General features: G+C 63.5%; 17 protein-coding genes. 8 read left to right on the forward strand and 9 right to left on the reverse strand.

The window, feature by feature from the left end; all coding sequences use genetic code 11:
• Positions 1-29: 29 nt before the first annotated feature.
• Positions 30-458, forward strand: coding sequence for a VOC family protein (locus M3484_RS19015; RefSeq protein WP_092898578.1), 429 nt, complete (start codon positions 30-32; stop codon positions 456-458).
• A 500-nt stretch (positions 459-958) separates the two neighbouring features.
• Here M3484_RS19015 and M3484_RS19020 read toward each other — a convergent pair whose 3' ends face one another.
• Positions 959-1,726 carry a lytic murein transglycosylase gene (locus tag M3484_RS19020; protein WP_249498765.1) on the reverse strand — a complete coding sequence of 256 codons (768 nt, stop codon included), beginning with the start codon at positions 1,724-1,726 and terminating at the stop codon, positions 959-961.
• A gap of 1,316 nt (positions 1,727-3,042) precedes the next feature.
• On the opposite strand from M3484_RS19020, the gene M3484_RS19025 reads away from it, so the two are divergent.
• The 3 genes from M3484_RS19025 to M3484_RS19035 are packed head-to-tail and all read left to right on the forward strand — an operon-like array spanning position 3,043 to position 4,914.
• Complete coding sequence (locus M3484_RS19025; protein ID WP_143040486.1) at positions 3,043-3,516, forward strand: hypothetical protein; 474 nt, start codon at positions 3,043-3,045, stop codon at positions 3,514-3,516.
• Positions 3,513-4,004, forward strand: a complete 492-nt coding sequence (locus M3484_RS19030) for a phage holin family protein (protein ID WP_249498766.1) — start codon at positions 3,513-3,515, stop codon at positions 4,002-4,004. Before M3484_RS19025 ends, M3484_RS19030 begins: the two co-directional genes overlap by 4 nt.
• A complete protein-coding gene (locus tag M3484_RS19035; RefSeq protein ID WP_249498767.1) occupies positions 3,997-4,914 on the forward strand; it encodes a hypothetical protein in 918 nt (305 codons plus the stop codon). Before M3484_RS19030 ends, M3484_RS19035 begins: the two co-directional genes overlap by 8 nt.
• A 145-nt stretch (positions 4,915-5,059) precedes the next feature.
• Here M3484_RS19035 and M3484_RS19040 read toward each other — a convergent pair whose 3' ends face one another.
• Genes M3484_RS19040 through M3484_RS24055 form a run of 3 tightly spaced genes read right to left on the reverse strand, consistent with a single transcriptional unit; the run spans position 5,060 to position 7,751 of the window.
• Positions 5,060-6,895: a sensor histidine kinase gene (locus tag M3484_RS19040; RefSeq protein WP_249498768.1), complete on the reverse strand. Its 1,836-nt coding sequence runs from the start codon at positions 6,893-6,895 to the stop codon at positions 5,060-5,062.
• Positions 6,892-7,494, reverse strand: coding sequence for a sigma-70 family RNA polymerase sigma factor (locus tag M3484_RS19045; protein WP_249498769.1), 603 nt, complete (start codon positions 7,492-7,494; stop codon positions 6,892-6,894). The genes M3484_RS19040 and M3484_RS19045 overlap by 4 nt, the downstream gene beginning before the upstream one ends.
• A gap of 59 nt (positions 7,495-7,553) precedes the next feature.
• Positions 7,554-7,751, reverse strand: a complete 198-nt coding sequence (locus tag M3484_RS24055) for a NepR family anti-sigma factor (protein WP_502942485.1) — start codon at positions 7,749-7,751, stop codon at positions 7,554-7,556.
• A gap of 167 nt (positions 7,752-7,918) precedes the next feature.
• Between M3484_RS24055 and M3484_RS19050 the strand changes: the two genes are divergently transcribed.
• Positions 7,919-8,734, forward strand: a complete 816-nt coding sequence (locus tag M3484_RS19050; protein ID WP_092898562.1) for a response regulator — start codon at positions 7,919-7,921, stop codon at positions 8,732-8,734.
• Between the two features lie 57 nt (positions 8,735-8,791).
• Here the strand turns inward: M3484_RS19050 and M3484_RS19055 are convergent, their stop codons facing one another.
• The 5 genes from M3484_RS19055 to M3484_RS19075 form a co-directional block, all read right to left on the reverse strand.
• A complete protein-coding gene (locus M3484_RS19055) occupies positions 8,792-9,313 on the reverse strand; it encodes a hypothetical protein (RefSeq protein ID WP_249498770.1) in 522 nt (173 codons plus the stop codon).
• A 300-nt stretch (positions 9,314-9,613) separates the two neighbouring features.
• Positions 9,614-10,675, reverse strand: coding sequence for a GT-B fold glycosyltransferase domain-containing protein (locus M3484_RS19060; RefSeq protein WP_249498771.1), 1,062 nt, complete (start codon positions 10,673-10,675; stop codon positions 9,614-9,616).
• A complete protein-coding gene (locus M3484_RS19065; RefSeq protein WP_249498772.1) occupies positions 10,618-11,409 on the reverse strand; it encodes a dimethylarginine dimethylaminohydrolase family protein in 792 nt (263 codons plus the stop codon). The genes M3484_RS19060 and M3484_RS19065 overlap by 58 nt, the downstream gene beginning before the upstream one ends.
• An 83-nt stretch (positions 11,410-11,492) precedes the next feature.
• On the reverse strand, positions 11,493-12,902 hold the full coding sequence (locus M3484_RS19070; protein WP_249498773.1) for a bifunctional serine/threonine-protein kinase/universal stress protein: 1,410 nt from the start codon (positions 12,900-12,902) through the stop codon (positions 11,493-11,495).
• Entirely contained in the window at positions 12,899-13,639 is a 741-nt protein-coding gene (locus M3484_RS19075; protein ID WP_249498774.1) for a metallophosphoesterase family protein, read from the reverse strand. The genes M3484_RS19070 and M3484_RS19075 overlap by 4 nt, the downstream gene beginning before the upstream one ends.
• Positions 13,640-13,822: 183 nt before the next feature.
• On the opposite strand from M3484_RS19075, the gene M3484_RS19080 reads away from it, so the two are divergent.
• Genes M3484_RS19080 through M3484_RS19090 form a run of 3 tightly spaced genes read left to right on the forward strand, consistent with a single transcriptional unit; the run spans position 13,823 to position 15,523 of the window.
• Positions 13,823-14,032 carry a TOBE domain-containing protein gene (locus M3484_RS19080; RefSeq protein ID WP_092898552.1) on the forward strand — a complete coding sequence of 70 codons (210 nt, stop codon included), beginning with the start codon at positions 13,823-13,825 and terminating at the stop codon, positions 14,030-14,032.
• Complete coding sequence (locus M3484_RS19085; protein WP_198837094.1) at positions 14,025-14,483, forward strand: SAM-dependent methyltransferase; 459 nt, start codon at positions 14,025-14,027, stop codon at positions 14,481-14,483. Before M3484_RS19080 ends, M3484_RS19085 begins: the two co-directional genes overlap by 8 nt.
• On the forward strand, positions 14,480-15,523 hold the full coding sequence (locus M3484_RS19090; RefSeq protein ID WP_249498775.1) for an ABC transporter substrate-binding protein: 1,044 nt from the start codon (positions 14,480-14,482) through the stop codon (positions 15,521-15,523). Before M3484_RS19085 ends, M3484_RS19090 begins: the two co-directional genes overlap by 4 nt.
• The last annotated feature ends 9 nt before the right edge of the window (positions 15,524-15,532 follow it).

Below are 15,532 nucleotides of genomic sequence, written 5' to 3' on the forward strand. Positions count from 1 at the left end.
TAACACACCCTTTGGCAAAGGAAATCAGAATGACGATCCGCTATCTTCACACCATGGTCCGGGTGCTGGACCTTGAGAAATCCATGGCATTCTACCGGCTTCTCGGGCTGGAAGAGACCCGCCGCACCGACAATGAGGGTGGCCGCTTCACACTGGTCTTTCTCGCGCCGCCCGGCCAGCCGGAATGCCCGGTCGAGCTGACCTTCAACTGGGATGGCGATGATGGCTTGCCCTCGGACAGCCGTCATTTCGGGCATCTCGCCTATGAGGTCGACGACATTTACGCCACCTGCGCGCATCTCGAAGCCAATGGCGTGGTGATCAACCGCCCCCCGCGCGACGGTCGCATGGCATTCGTGCGCAGCCCCGACAATGTCTCGATCGAGCTGTTGCAAAAGGGCGGCGCGCTGCCGCCGGCAGAGCCCTGGAGCTCGAAGCAGAATATCGGTCACTGGTAAATCTGTGAAGCGCCCCCTGATCTGCGGCAGGTCAGGGGACGCTGCTCTGCAGGCTGCCTCCATCCGCTGGCAAAACTGGCTAACGCGGTGTTGCCGCTGCCATTTCTGATTGCCGGAGGCCAGGGCAACTGGCCTGCTTGGCGGGCTTTGTCGACATCAGTTGCGGGACCGTCGCGCCGCATGAGCGAGCCGTATCTCTGTCACCCCGGCTGAACCACTCGCCCTCGCAGCTTTTCTTGCTGCCGGTAGCACCGCTGCCGCCTGGTCTGCGGGGCAGGGCGATCAGGCCCCGGCCGGCGCATGGGATGATTTGTTGCGCGGTGCTGTGGCATAGGCCGCCGCTGAATGCCGGCTGGCGGATCACTGTCGATCTGGGCCATGTCAGCGCGGCGGCGGGTCAGCGGCTGCCGGGCTATGCCAGCGTAACTGCCAAAGGCAGCATCGCCAGCGCGCAAGTGGGGAAACAGCACGGGGTCATCCCCGTGCTGTCAGCGCCTGACTCAGCCGTCGATACGGCTGCCCATGATGGCGATGGCCTGTTGATAGACGGTTGCGGCATTCCATTCGCGGATCACCGCGAAATTCGGCTGGCCCTCCTGATAACCCTGACCGGGCTGCCAGCCTTTCTGACGCAGGAAATTCGCTGTAGAAGCAAGGGCATCGGTCACATTGTTCAGGTCGATCTTTCCGTCGCCATTGCCATCAACGCCATAGCGCAGCGCATTGCCGGGCAGGAACTGGGTATGTCCCAGCTCGCCATGCTTTGCGCCAATGCTCTGCGGGCTGATCGAGCCGCGATCAATCAGAATCAGGGCCGCAATCATATGCGGTGTGAAAAAGTCGCTGCGCCGGCAGTCATAGGACAGCGTGGCAATGGCGGAGATCACATTGGTATCGCCCATATAATTACCAAAGGCGGTTTCCATGCCGTGAATGGCCAGAAGTACCCCAGCCGGGACGCCATATTGCCGCTCGATCGAAGCATAGAAATCGGCATTCTTCGCCTTGCGCGACCGCGCCTGTTTCACGATCGTATCGGCGCCGCGCACCTGCATGAATTTTTCAAGCGAATATTTAAAGCTCTTCTGGTTCCGGTCGGCCGAAATCGTGGCCTTGGAATAAGAACTGCCCATCAGGGCCTGGATGCCACGCTCTCCGACACCGGCCGCACGGGCCTCCTGGGCGATAACGGGCTTCCACTCTTCATAGCGACCGCCGCTGTCCGAACAAAACGCCGCGAGAGCCGGAGAGGAGAGAGCGATGAGCACGGCGCTCGTCGCAGAAAGGCCGCTGAGAATACTGGAAAGGCGCACTTGTTCACCTGCTGGCTGAATTTCGCTCAAGTCTAATGCGATTGCGCACATAATCAAGCATTTGCCGGCAGGACTGTTCTCACATTATTGCCAGGAGCTGAGCAGATTGATGGCAGGGGTCGGGAATTCCGGATGCTGTCGTGCGGGACTGCGTCGGCACCACAATATGCAGAATGCCCTGGCGACCCTGTGGCAGGCGGATCAGGGCCGAAGCCGTTCCGAATCCCGCTTTGCACGCATTCCCCGGATGTGCAGAGACGAGAATGATTCCATGGGTTTCATACTGGGTTTCATCGGCCAGCCCGGTTCGCTGCAAAAAAATGGCACAGATGAAATGCAAGGCCGCTGCCCCCCGGTCACATAACCGAATACAGTGGAGGTACAGCGGCCTCAGGCTATCCCGCGCAACGGCGCAAGATAAGGTGACGGGCCCGGCAACTAAAAAAATCGCACTGATTACCCGGCGCCGGGCCCGTCGTTTTGTGGTCGTTGCTTTCGGAGACTGGCACATAAACAAATTACTCGTAATGCCGAAAGCCACGTCCTGTTCGCCTCCCTGACCGGGGGTGCGACCGAGCCAGTCTGGGGGCTGGCTGCGGATTTTGGATATGCTCTGAACCTGAACCTTTGGGGGCGGCAAAGCACATCTGTCCTCTGACCGTCACCTGCCAGCAGACAGCGCGACGGCGGGCGGTTGGTGCCGCCTTAAAACGCTCCGTTTTTCAGGGGCTGAGCCTGAGTTTCGCGACCTGGTCGGGGCAGGGCCATGCGGGGTTTTGCCACCGCCGCTCCTACCTTTTACCGGTCTGGGAAGAAGGGTTTGCTACAGGATCGGTTTCCCGAAAGATAAGCCGGCAAAATCTTGCCGGTGCATATTTTCGTCCCCTTCACCCTTTCATAATCCTTTATGCAGTTGCGGCACCATATTTTTTAGCCTGGTCAAAGAGTTATGCCTTTCAGCCTGCTCCATGTCCTGTCAAATCGTTAACGCAGCGCAGCACGCGCGGTTCCCGCTAAAACCCAAAAAAATTGACGTTTCGATCTTTTCATCCGGCGCGTGTTTTGCCTCGGTCCGTGACACAATCCACAATTGCAAAACCCGGAAGAATTGCCGAAGTTGAAGCTCAGTATCGGCGAAAGACGGCCTGCTTGCCGATCTTCTGGCGACAGGAGACCCCGAATTGTCTCCAATAGGATTGCGGTCACGGTTGATCGGCCACATCTGCAAAAGCCGGGACCTGAAGACGAAACCCGAAGACAGGAGCGTTGAAATGGCACAATCCCCCAAGCAACCCCCGCGGCAAGCGTCGGCCAAACGGGCTGCCAGACAGTCCGGCGCGGCAAAGACCATGGCCGAGGCGGTGACCGATGCCGCCGAAAGCGTTCAGGACAGCGGGCAGGAAGTTTTGCGGCGGATAAGCCGTCCGGCACGTGCGGCCGGTGAGGCGGTGCTGGACCGGGCTGCGTCCGCGCGCGATGCGCTGACCGAATCCGGCGAGCGGCTGAATCACAAATTGCGCAAGGCGGCCTCTTCGGCGGAAAGCTATGCCCGTGACATTCCGGCGCGCGCGTCTGAAGCGGCGTCAGATGTGGCGGCGCGGCTGAAAGGCAGTGCTGCCGGTGATATCGCGGCTGATCTGCGGCATATGGCAAAGCGGCATCCCGGGGTCTTCATGGCAGGTGCGGCTCTGGCGGGCTTTGCCCTTGCGCGACTGTTGACCCCGCGCGGAGATCGCAGGGATTGAGTGGCGCTCCGGAAGATGAAGAGGCGACGCCTGGTGGTCTGATCCTGCAGATCGCCGGTGCCGCGATGCGGCTTTTGCGCGGCGAGATCGCGATGCGCAAGGCCGAGGCGCGCGAGATCGCGCTGATCGTGATCCGGGCACTGGTGGTTATTCTGATCGGGTTTGCGCTGGTTTTGCTGGGGCTTGTTCAGCTGGCAGCGGCGGGTCATGCGCTTCTCGTTATGGCAGGGCTGGCACCGGTCTGGGCCTCGCTGGTGCTGGGGGGTGGGTTGTGCCTCATCGCCGCCGGTCTGATCTGGTGGCAATTGCGCCGCATCAGCCACGCCTCCTATTTCGCGCGTCGCGAGATCTTCGCGCGGGGCGGAGCACTTCAGCCTGGCACGGCCGAGGAACCGCCAGCCGGCGAGCGGGTTGCCAGTGAACGGGTTTCCGGTGAGCGGAGTTCACGTGAACGGGGACCCATTGGTGGAGGAACGGAAGATGCATGATCGGGACCGGATCGGTGAAGAGATCGCCCGCAGCCGCCAGGATCTGGCCGAGGCCATTGCGGCGCTTAAACAAAATTTCAATATGACAAGGTTTTTCGGGGGCGGCCAGGGCCGTGCAGCAGGCCCGGATGCGTCAGGACATGCGGATCCCGCTTCGCCGGGCGCGGCGGTGATGCCGGTGATCGAGGCGGCAGGCGCTGCCATCCGGGCCAATCCGCGTGCGGCGGCGCTGGCCGGCGCGGGGCTGGCCTGGCTCGCCTGGAGCGGAATTCGCCGCCGCTCGGCGTCTTCGCGTGCGGCGCGACCGGAATGGCTGGAAGGGATAGCCGCATTGCGGGAGGAGGCCGACCGGTTGCGCGCCCGGGTGCAGCGCTCCAGAGACAGCGGTGCGCTGGATGAGGTTGCGGCGCGTGACAGTCTCGAAGATATCGCGGCCTCGCTGGAACAGGCGATCCGCCAGGAAATCGGCCAGGGTCTGGACGGGCTGGATGCCGAGACCCGCGCTGCGGCGCTGGCCGCGCGCGAGGCCGCCTGCAGGCGCGAATTCGGGAAGGACGGAACCGGCGCGTCCGGACAGAGTGGTGGGATGCTTGGCCGGGTCGGGAAGATTGTCACGGCCGGAGCCGCATTGACGGCGGCCGGTGGCTTTGTCGCCAGCCTTTTGTCGCGGGGCCAGCCTGCTGCAGAGGCGGCGGCGAGAGGCCCGGACGAAACCGGGACGGAAGAGGCCGCAGCACGCGAGGAGCTGCGTGATGATCTGGAACAGCTCAGCCTGCTTGTGACAAGGTTGACCTCGACCTTGCGATCGGTGGTGGACGAGACCGTATCCCGGGCTGGAAGCACCGCGACACGGCGGGACGAAACACCGGCGGAGGCGGCATTGCGCGACAAGGATGCGGGCGCGGCCTGAAGGGCATGGCTCGCTTTCTGCCGTCTGACTGCGGCTCAGTCGTGGTTCAGTTGCAAAGGGGGCAGTGTTTCGGGTGGCTCTCTGGCAAGGCAGGGGGCTGCTCTGTTTCAGGACGCGACGCGCTTCGCCGCCCACGCGCCCCGTGTCAGGCGCGGCTGGTGGCAGCAGTCTCTGCGACCTGCGTAAGGGCCGGATCGTAGGCGAAAGTGACCACTGCCCGGACCCGCGCGCTGTCTTCGATGATCTGCAGGTCGCCGGGCAGCTGCGTGACAAATCCGCGGATCAGCCTTGCGCCGATTACAGAAGGGGCGCCGGCATGTTCTCCGGTCAGGCGGCCCCGCGCGGAAATGGCGCCGGAGACTTCAAGCCGGGCGATCTCGGTGCCCGCGCGAGAAACGACCTTCGTGTCGGGCCCTGAGACTTCGACGGATGCAGGCCCCGGCTGATCTTCGGCGCGGCCATGGCTCAGCCTGATCCGTACCGGTTGATTTCCAGCCTCGGAAGGCGGGAAACAGGAGAGGATCTCGGCCAGTAACAGCGCCAGCGGCACCGCCTGTTGCGACTGCAGGAGGAGGGGCATCAGATCCGCCTGGACCGCCCCTTGCAGTCCCGCCCGGCCATGGATCAGATCAACCTTGGAGATCACTTCGGCCATCAGCAGATCGACTGTGACTCCGGTGCCCCCGGCCATCCGGTAAAGCCCGAGATGCACCGAAGAAAGCGACATCACCCGGTTATGCAGATCGTCAAGCACAAGGCGCATGGTCTCGTCCTCTGCCTCGCGCCGGTGCATCCGAAGAAAAGAGGCGATCAGTTGCAGACTGTTGCCGGTGCGGTGATGCACCTCGCGCAGAAGTTCATCCTTTTGACGCACAAGGTTTTCCAGCTCGGCCTCATCGCGCAGGATGGTGGCGGTCAGAGCGTGGTATTCCTCGGCCAGGCTGGCAATTTCGGCGGGGGGCCCTGCGAGGGTGACGTCCTGGGTGGAGAGCCGGTTCCCCGAGGTGAAATCGCGCATCGCCCGCGACAGGTGGCGGACATGGCGGGTGACCAGCCGCTCGACGCCGAGAATGGTCACGCCAACCCCGGTCAGCCACATCAGCGCCGGAAAAAGATAGGGCAGCACATGACGGTTCAGGAAGTTTTCCTCGACCGGCAAGGGCCAGGCGCCCAGCAAAAAGAGATCTCGATTGACCGGCACCCAGGAGTACATCAGGGTTTCCCACCCCTCGGGATGGTCAAAAAAACTATGGGCTTTCTGCGGGATCAGGCTTTTCAGGCTGGCCTGGCCGGGCAGATATAACCCGGCATTGGCAATCCCGGTCGAGGCATAGATCACCTCGCCCGCGCCGTTGGCTGCGATCAGGGCCAGAGGTCGGTCGCTGGTTCTGGGTATTGTACCACCGGGAAGGGAAACGAGGTCATCGGGCAGGTCAATCAGCGCGCTTTCGGGGAGCCAGAGCAGGACAAACCCCTCAGGCTGCTCCGAAGCATCGCCAAGCGGCCAGGTCAGAGAAATATCCGATTGCCCGGGGTCGGACCATTGCGGGTCGTGAAAGATGCGTGGCTGGTCCGAGGCAAGGATTTCGGCAAAGCGCTCGGTCTGCGAGAAATCGCGCGTGCTGCCGTCAGAGCTGCAGACCATCCGGCCATCTGCCGAGACAACCCCCGCGCGCGAGATGCGCCCGTCGCTGGTGGCATAGGCCGCGATCCGGCTGGCACAATCCGCGGGATGATTGCGCAGGCTGCTGGCCAAAAGCTGGGCGGTCACCTGCGAGGCACGGATCAGCCGGATCTCGTGCAGTGCTTCCTGGAGGGTCCGTCCGACAGAGGCCGCAAGGCGGGTCTCGTCGGTCTGTCGCATTGTCATATAGGTCTGGGCCAGCGCCAGCAGGCCAAGCGGCAAAAGGGCGAGCATAACCATCGCGGCCAGCCGCAGCGCAAGGCCGGACGTGATCTCACGTGCCGCGAAGAGTTTCATGTCGCCGGTGTGGTCGGCCGGCTGATCACGGCAGCGGTGACGCTGCTGAAGCCAGAAAACAGATCCTCGCCCTCGGCAAGGCCCATCAGTTCGGACAGGCGCTTGCGTGCGCGGCTGGCGCGGCTTTTGACGGTTCCCGGTGCCACGCCCATCATCTGCGCCGCTTCTTCCACTGAATAGCCGGAGGCACCGATCAGGATCAGAACCTCGCGATGCTCCGGCGACAGCTGATCAAAGGCGCGCTGGAAATCGCCATAGGCGAGACGACTGTCATGGGCCGGGGCTTCAGAGAGGCTGCCGGCGAAGACGCCGTCGCTGTCCTGCACCTCGCGGCGCGTTTTGCGCAGGAACGAATAATAGGTATTGCGTAGAATGGTGAAGAGCCAGGCTTCCAGATTGGTTGCAGGGTCGAATTTGTCCATATTCGACCAGGCTTTCAGGATGGTCTCCTGCACAATATCATCGGCGAGAACCACATTCCGCGACAGGCTGATCGCGAATGCCCGCAGATTGGGCAGGAGGGCTGCGAGCTGCTCGCGCGGATCAGATACGGCCTGAGCAGGAGGAGACTGATCTTTCGCGGCCCTGTCTTTTACCACCTTGTCCTGCGTGGCTCCGGACCCGGCAGTCCGGCCGGAAGCGGGGTCATTTGGCGGGGTCATTTATCGGTATCGGTATTGGCAGGCGGGCCAGAATTCAGCTGGGCGAGCAGCTGCAGAAAGCGGTCAGGCACTGCTTCAGTCAGGACCTCATCATAGACCCGCCTCAGATTTTCATCGATCTGAGTGCGGATCGCTGAGCGATCTGTCGCGACTGCGGGTTTGCCTGGTAGCATTTTTTTTCGTGGTCCTGCCATTGCTCTACGGAACCAAACGCCGCTTCATCGCGTTTGGTTCCGTAAGAAGTACGCAGAACGGAGATTTTTTTATGGCCGATTCCAGGGCTCCGGCCCGGGCTCCTACGGGAGCCACGACGGGGGCAGCGGCAGGTGATGCTTCGGCTGCGATGTCTGCCGGGGGGCAAATGGCCGGCCAGGTGACGTCTGGCGAAGATCTTTCCCGCGCAGTTGCGCAGGATTTGCCCTATCTGCGACGCTATGCGCGCGCATTGACCGGCAACCAGGCCAGCGGCGACGCGTATGCCATTGCCGCAATCGAGGCGGTTCTGGCGGATCCCTCCCCGGTGCTGAGGGCAGTTTCAGTGAAGGTCGGGCTTTTCGCCTGCTTTCATGAGGTCTGGCAAAAAGCCGATTCTCCGGTAACTGCCGCAGAAGATCGTCTGGCGGTTGCGGCGCAGCAGCATATGGCGCGGCTGACCCCGAATTCGCGCGAGGCGCTGTTGCTGCAGACCATCGAGGGCTTCAGCCCGGCCGAGGTTGCGGCGATCCTTGGCGTTGACACCGCCAGTGCCACAGCGCTGGTTGAGCGCGCCTTTGCCGAAATGGCCAGTTCGATCCTCGGCAAGGTCATGGTGATCGAAGATGAGGCGATCATCGCGATGGATATCACCGCCATCGTCGAGGCGATGGGACATGCGGTAACCGGCGTCGCGAGGACCCGCGGCGAGGCGGTGGCGCTTGCCGCCCAAAAGGTGCCGGATCTGATCCTTGCCGATATTCAGCTCGCGGATAATTCCTCGGGCATTGATGCGGTCAATGATATCCTGGCCGATCTCGGATCGATCCCGGTGATCTTCATCACTGCCTTCCCCGAACGCCTGCTGACGGGCGAGCGGCCGGAGCCGACCTTCCTGATCAACAAACCCTATACCGAGGAACAGGTGCGCTCGGCGGTGAGCCAGGCGATGTTCTTTTCTTCGACCGAGACCCTGAACAGCTGACAAGGGCAGGGCATCAAAGGTTGAAAAGGCGCGGGATTGCTCCCGCGCCTTTTTGCGTTACTTCAGGTTGGTCACCACCTGGGTCGCAAATGTATCAAGCATCGCGGCATAGACGGCGGCGGTATCGACTTCGGGTGAGGCGATATCGAACCCGGCGCCAAGCGCAGGCAGCGTCGAATTCATATCAACGGTCAGCGTATAGGAATCGCCGCGCCCCGGCTGGGTCGGGTCGGACACCTTGACGAGGCCCGAAAGCTTCGAATCCGCCAGACCAAGCGTTTCCGCGAAGCCGCTGGCCAGCGACACTTCGTCAATATCGACGGTGATCGCGGCGCCCTCATCGCCCATCCGGTCGGTCACTTTGGTCAGGATCGCGGTTTCGAGATCCTTATCGAGCGTTGCCCAATATGCGGCTGCGGCGGTATTCTGAACCGAGCCCATATCTGCGGTCACCTCGATGCTTTTCACAGCATCCGCACGATCAACGGCAAAGGCCGGCAGCGCCAGCGTGGTCATTGTCAGGGCGGCGGCCATGGTTCCGGCGATGGTGGTTTTCATCCGGGTCACAGTAAACGTCATGCGAAATACTCCTGTTCTGCGGCCACGTCCGGGAAAGTCCGGGATCTTACGCGGCACGGTTCCAGATGCAGGGAAAACACGGTGGCCAGCATCCCGGTTCCCGTGCCGCAGAGGCGGATCAGAGCAGGGAACCGGAAGTCTTCTTTTCTATCATGCTGATTTTAAATGCGTTCTGATGGTTTTCGGCGGGGAAGGGCCGCCGGTCAGGCGAAATGGTGGACAAGGAATGCGCGAAATCATGCCGGTTTTGGCGCAAGCTGCACGCGGAAACCGGCCTGGCCGCATCTCGGCGCAGCCGTCTCAGCGCAGCCAGAGCCCTTCGCGTCTGAGCGTGTTGCGGATCACCTTCTCGCGGCGCGGCAGATCACTCTGGTCAAACAGCGCCCGCGCCTTGCGGCCCCGGTTCTGATAGACCATCTGTTTTGCCTGTTCCCAGTCGCGCAGCAGGCGGCGGTTTTCTTTCTCTTTCGCAACGGTCTCCAGCACCTCAACCGCCCGGTCAGACCCGGTGGCATAAAGCAGCGGCAGCGTGCGGTAATGCAGCGTCAGATCGCCATCGAGCCCGGCCAGGTCAGCCTCTGGCCTGCCGCCGCCGAAAGAAGCGATCACCAGCGGCAGCGCGATCTGATCCAGCCAGGGCCAGAGCTCCTGACAGACCAGCGCCGCCGGGCGGTCCTTGTGGATGGTCTCCGCGTAATCCAGAAACCGGCGGCCGAAGTCCTGCGGGCTTTCATGCAGGAACCAGCCCGCGTTGAAATACATGTAGCGCTGCCAGTGTTCATCGGGCCAGGACAGATCCAGAGAACCCGTGAAATCCAGCCCGAACCGGTCATAAAGCGCGGCCCAGGTCTCGGCATAGCCAGGGCCGTAAAGTTCGATCACCGGCCAGGTATCCTCGCGTTTCATCGAAGCAGAGGGGCGCGAGAAATCCGGCGCCAGCGTCGACAGCGGCCCCGTCACTAGCGTATCGGTGTCGAGAAAGAGAAAAGGCTCATCTGGCAGCGCGTTCAGCATCTCGATCTTGTTGCCGATCGCATAGGCGGCGCCGAAGACCTTGCTGTCAAAGGGCACGAACTCGGCGCCCAGCTCTTCCAGCCGGTCGCGAAGCGCGCCTTTCGGCAGGCGCGGATCCTCGGGCCAGAGAGGGCCCGGCTGCGGCTCGGCCAGCAGGAGCCGCCCCTGAAAGCCGGGATCCGTTGCGCGCAGCGAGGCCGCGAGCAACAGCGCCTCATAGCCAAAGCGGCCGCGTTGCACCACGGCGGCTATGTTGAACGGGCGGGCAGGGGGCACCGGAGCCACCCCGCTCAGCGCGGCGTGAAACGCAACGACAGGCAGGACATCCCGCCATCGATTTTCTGGCATTCCGAATTGCCGATCTCGACCACTTCGTAGCCCGCTGCCACCAGCCGGTCGCGGGTCTTCGGGAAGCCGGCGGGGAAGAGCACGATCGCGTTGAAGCGGATCGCATTGGCCGAGGCCTCTTCCCCTTCGGCAACCGCGATCACCTTATAGCCGGTGAAACAGCCCGACGCCGCCAGCCGGTCGGTCGCGAGCACGGTTTCCGCATCCATCAGCGAGCAGTCGGTCTTGAAATGCAGCACGCCCGGGGGGGTATGGACCTCGCGCACCACCTGGCCCCAATCGGCGACCAGACGCGCAAGCTCCGCGATCCCGGCTTCATTGGTCCGCGCCGAGCGGCCGACAAGGATCTCGGTCTCGCCCATCAGGATATCGCCGCCCTCGATGAAACTGTCTTCGCCCTCGATGCGGCGGATCTCGCTGTAAAGTGCGCGCAGATGCGGCTCCATCTCGGCCGCTTCGCCGAGGCGCGAGGGCGCGCCGGGCCGCATGATCACTGCCCCTTCAGGCAGGCAGAGCGCGGTGTCTTCGACAAAAACGCTGTCCGGATAGGCGTCGAGCGCGTCCAGCACCGTCACCTCGGCCCCGGTGGAACGCAAAGCTGCGATATAGGCGGTGTGATGCGCTTCCATCAGGGCAAGGTCCGGGTTGCCGGTATCCACGGCGCGCAGCCCCCGGATGATCGACTGCGCCGGTTTGCGGCTGATTGCGTGGCTGAAAGAATAGGAGCGCGGCATCGGATTTCCCCGGGAGAATTGTTCCGACCATGGCTAGCCTGATTTGGCGGGCACGAAAAGGCCCCGCTCTCAGCGCAGAGGTCTCAGCCTCCGGGGGCGGGCAGACGCACGATGGTCACGGTGCAGGGCGCTTCGGCCACCACCTGGGCCGAGACCGAGCCAAGATAGCGCCGGAGCGCCGAACTTGCCCGCGCGCCCATCACGATATGACCGGCAAGGATACGGGTCGCGTGTTCGGTCAGCGCATTGCCGGGGTCGGGGGCCTCAAGCACGGTATAGGTCACGCGGCCTTCGGGCAGGCCAAGCGCCTCGCCCCAGGCTTTCAGTGCGACAAGGCGGGCGACATGCAGATTGTTGCCCGCCTCATCGGTGCCCTGATCCAGCTGGATCCGCGCGCTGCGCAGCACATTGACACAGGCGAGCCGCGCCTCGGGGCGGAAATGCAGGATCTCGCGCGTGGCGCTGAGGATCTCCTGCGACAAAGCCTCCATCTCGGGCGAGAGGTCTACGGCGGCCATAACCACCTGGGCGCGGGCGGTGTCTTCGGCGGTCGGGGCGGGCAGGTAGCCCCGGATCCGTCGCGCGCGCCAGCGCCGTCGCAGGACCGGCCAGATCCCGTCCCGGCTCAGCTTTGTCGCGCGCGCGGTCAGCTGCACCTGATCGGGATGGCCAAGGTCAAAGGCCATCTGCGCCGCCGACTGAAAGCGCTCTTCCGGCTCGACCTCCAGCGCGCGCAGGATGATCTCCTGCAGCCAGGGCGGCAGCTCGGGGTTCAGGGCGCGCGGCGGCAGCGGATCGCGCCAGAGCCGGCGGCGCACGGCGCGCAGCGTGGTGGTCTGGCCAAAGGGCAGCCTTCCGGTTGCAAGCTCGTAAAGCATGGCGCCGAAAGCGAAAATATCCGAACGCGGATCATCGCGGTGATGCAGATACTGTTCGGGCGCGATATAGGGGAAGGTGCCCATCGGAATGGCAAATTCCTCGCCCAGCAGATCCGGCAGATCAAGATGGCGCGCGAGGCCATAATCGATCAGCACCAGCCGCCCGGCCTCGTCGCGCATCAGATTGCCGGGCTTGAGGTCCAGATGGATCACCCGCTGGCGATGCACCTCATGCAGCGCCGACGCGATCTCGATGGCCAGCGCGACAAGCTGATCGGGCGGCAGCGGCGCGCGGTCAAACAGCTCCTGGAACGAGGCGCCCGGCAGTTTTGCCGTCACCAGATAGGGCATGACCGCGAAATCGCCCGCCGCGATCAGCTGTGGCACATGCGGACCCGAAAGGCGTGGCAGGATCATCTGTTCGATCTCGAACCCCACAATCGTCGGCCCGTCATCACCGTCGAGAATGGTCGGCACTTTCATCACCATTGGCCCGGGATGGTCCGGATGGGTGACCTCCCAGATCGTGGCAAAGCCGCCGCGATGCAAAAGCGGGCCAAGGGTGAAGCCGTCGATCTCAAGCCCCTCGGCCGGGCGTTTCTGGCTTCGGCTCATTCGCCGCTCCTCAGGCGCAGGGCAAGCTCTTCGGGCAGGCCGGCAGCCAGGATCTTTCCGGCGGTGACGGCGGTATCATAGGGCGTGCGGCGAAAGCTGAGCTCGCGGGTTGTGGTGTCAAAGATGGCCCAGCCGGCCTGGGGGCTGCCATCACGGGGCTGCCCGACCGAGCCTGCCACCACCAGCCAGCGCCGTGACGACAAAAGCGGCACCGGGATCCGGGGTTTCTCTGCATGGGCCTGGATCCGGTCATGGATGTCACTGCTGTACAGCGCCGGCACATGAACGTGACCACAAAAGATCACGCCGGCGTCAGAGCTGCGAAAGCTTGCCATCGCATCGCGTTCCGAGGTGACATAGATCCAGTCGCCCGGGCTATGGGCCGAAGCATGGGTGTAAAGCCGGTCCTCCTCGCGGATCGTCAGCGGCAGCGCGGCAAGCCAGCCGGTCTGAGCGGCGGAAAGCCGTGGCCGCGTCCAGTCGATGGATGCCCGCGCCGTGGCGTTCATATCGCGCGCCGATCCTGCGATGGCGGCATCATGATTGCCCCGGATCACCAGAGCGCCGGCGGCCTCCAGCTCCTGGGCCCGCTCCACGCACCAGGCCGGATCGGGGCCATATCCGACAATATCGCCAAGGATCACACAGCGCCCGATATCCCGCGCCTCAGCATCGGCAAGCACAGCCTCCAGCGCTTCGCGATTGCCATGAATATCGCTGAGAAGGGCGATCCGCATGCGGTTCTCCGGTTGCTCTGCCCATCCTGGCAGAGCGCGGCCCCGGGCAAAACGCATATTTTCTGCGCAGCTTTGCACCAGGCTGGCAAAGTGGCCGGGGCGCCGGGGCTTGCCGCGCCCTCCGTTGTATTGCACCATACATAAGGCGCGGCCATATGGCCGCCATCAGGGGGAGAGACCGAGATGCGACTGAGCGCCCGAAATGTCCTGCCGGGAACGGTGATCGAGATTGTCACCGGCGCGGTGACGAGCCATGTCCGCCTTGATCTTGGCGGCTCGATTGTTACGGCTGCGATCACCAATGAGGCGGTGAAAGAGCTGGGTCTGACCGTGGGCGCAAAGGCCTCGGCGGTGATCAAGGCCTCGGATGTGATGATCGGCACCGATGACTGATCACGTGACCGACCTGCGCCCGCATGAGGTGGCGGTGCCGCTGCCCGGGGCATTCGACGCCTCGATCTGGTTCATCGGCCGGCTGCGCACCCCCTGGACGGATCGCAGCCAATGCCCGCGCCGGGGTGATCCCGAGACCGGCCCTGATTGCCGGGTCGAACTTGACCCGCGCTGGATCGAGGGTCTGGCAGGGGTCGAAGGGCGCGAGCGGATCCAGCTGCTATACTGGATGCATCTCTCGCGCCGCGATCTGATGCGGCAGAACCCGAATTTCGGCGATGCCTCGGTCGGGACATTCTCGCTGCGCTCGCCGGTCCGGCCCAATCCGATAGCGGCGACGGTGGTGCGGCTGTTGCGCGTTGAAGGCGCGGTTCTGCATGTGCGCGGCCTCGATTGTGTCGATGGCACGCCGCTCGTTGATATCAAAGGCGAATTCGGAGCGATTCCATGAGCTTCCCAACCCGCCGCGCCGTGTTGGCCGCGGTCTTTGTCGCTCTGGCCGCGCCGGTTCTGGCATTTGACGGACAAAGCGTCACCGACGCCACCGGCCGCGAGGTGCTGGTGCCTCTGAACCCGGAAAAGGTCTTTGCGGCCGGGCCGCCCGCCTCGGTGCTGCTTTATGCGCTGAAGCCCGAAGCGATGGTCGGCTGGGTGATGGCGCCAAAACCCGTCGATCTGCCTTATCTTCTGCCTGAGACGCGCGGCCTGCCGGCGCTCGGGCGGCTGACCGGCAAGGGCGATACGCTGAACCTTGAGGTGCTTTTGACCACCGGGGCCGAGCTGATCGTCGATTTCGGCACCGTCAATGCCACTTACCGCGACCTCGCGACACGGGTGCAGGATCAGGCGGGGCTGCCCTATGTGCTGATCGATGGCAGTTTCGCAGCGACGCCGCAGGCGATCCGTGAGATGGCGGTGATCCTTGGGGTCGAAGCACGGGGCGAGCTGCTCGCAACGTATGCCGAGGCCGCCTATGCGGAGGCGGACGCTTTGCTTGCGCAGGTGCCTGCGCCAGATCGCCCCCGCGTCTACCTGGCCCGTGGTCCGGAGGGGCTGGAGAGCCCGGCGCGCGGCTCGATCAATGCCGAGATCATTGAACGGATGGGCGGCATCAACGTGGTCGAGGCCGAGACGCGCGGGCTGGTGACGGTCTCGCCCGAACAGATCCAGGCCTGGGCGCCTGATATCATCCTGACTGTGGATCGCGATTTCGCGGCCAATGTGCGCAAGATGCCGGAATGGCAGGGGATCCCGGCGGTCGATCAGGGCCGCGTCTATCTTGCTCCCGGTGAACCCTTTGGCTTTATCGATGCGCCGCCTTCGGTCAACCGGCTGATCGGGCTGAAATATCTGGCACATGTCTTCTACCCGGACCTGGCCGGAGGAGATCTGAAACAGGGCGATCTGCGCCAGGAGATCGCGGATTTCTACACGCTCTTCTACCAGGTCACGCCGGATGCGGCAGCGCTGGACGCGTTGCTGGGCGAATAGGATCGGAAC

Origin of the sequence: Pseudomonas sp. GX19020 (assembly GCF_023371075.1) — a bacterium.
Taxonomy (GTDB): Bacteria; Pseudomonadota; Alphaproteobacteria; order Rhodobacterales; family Rhodobacteraceae; genus Pseudogemmobacter.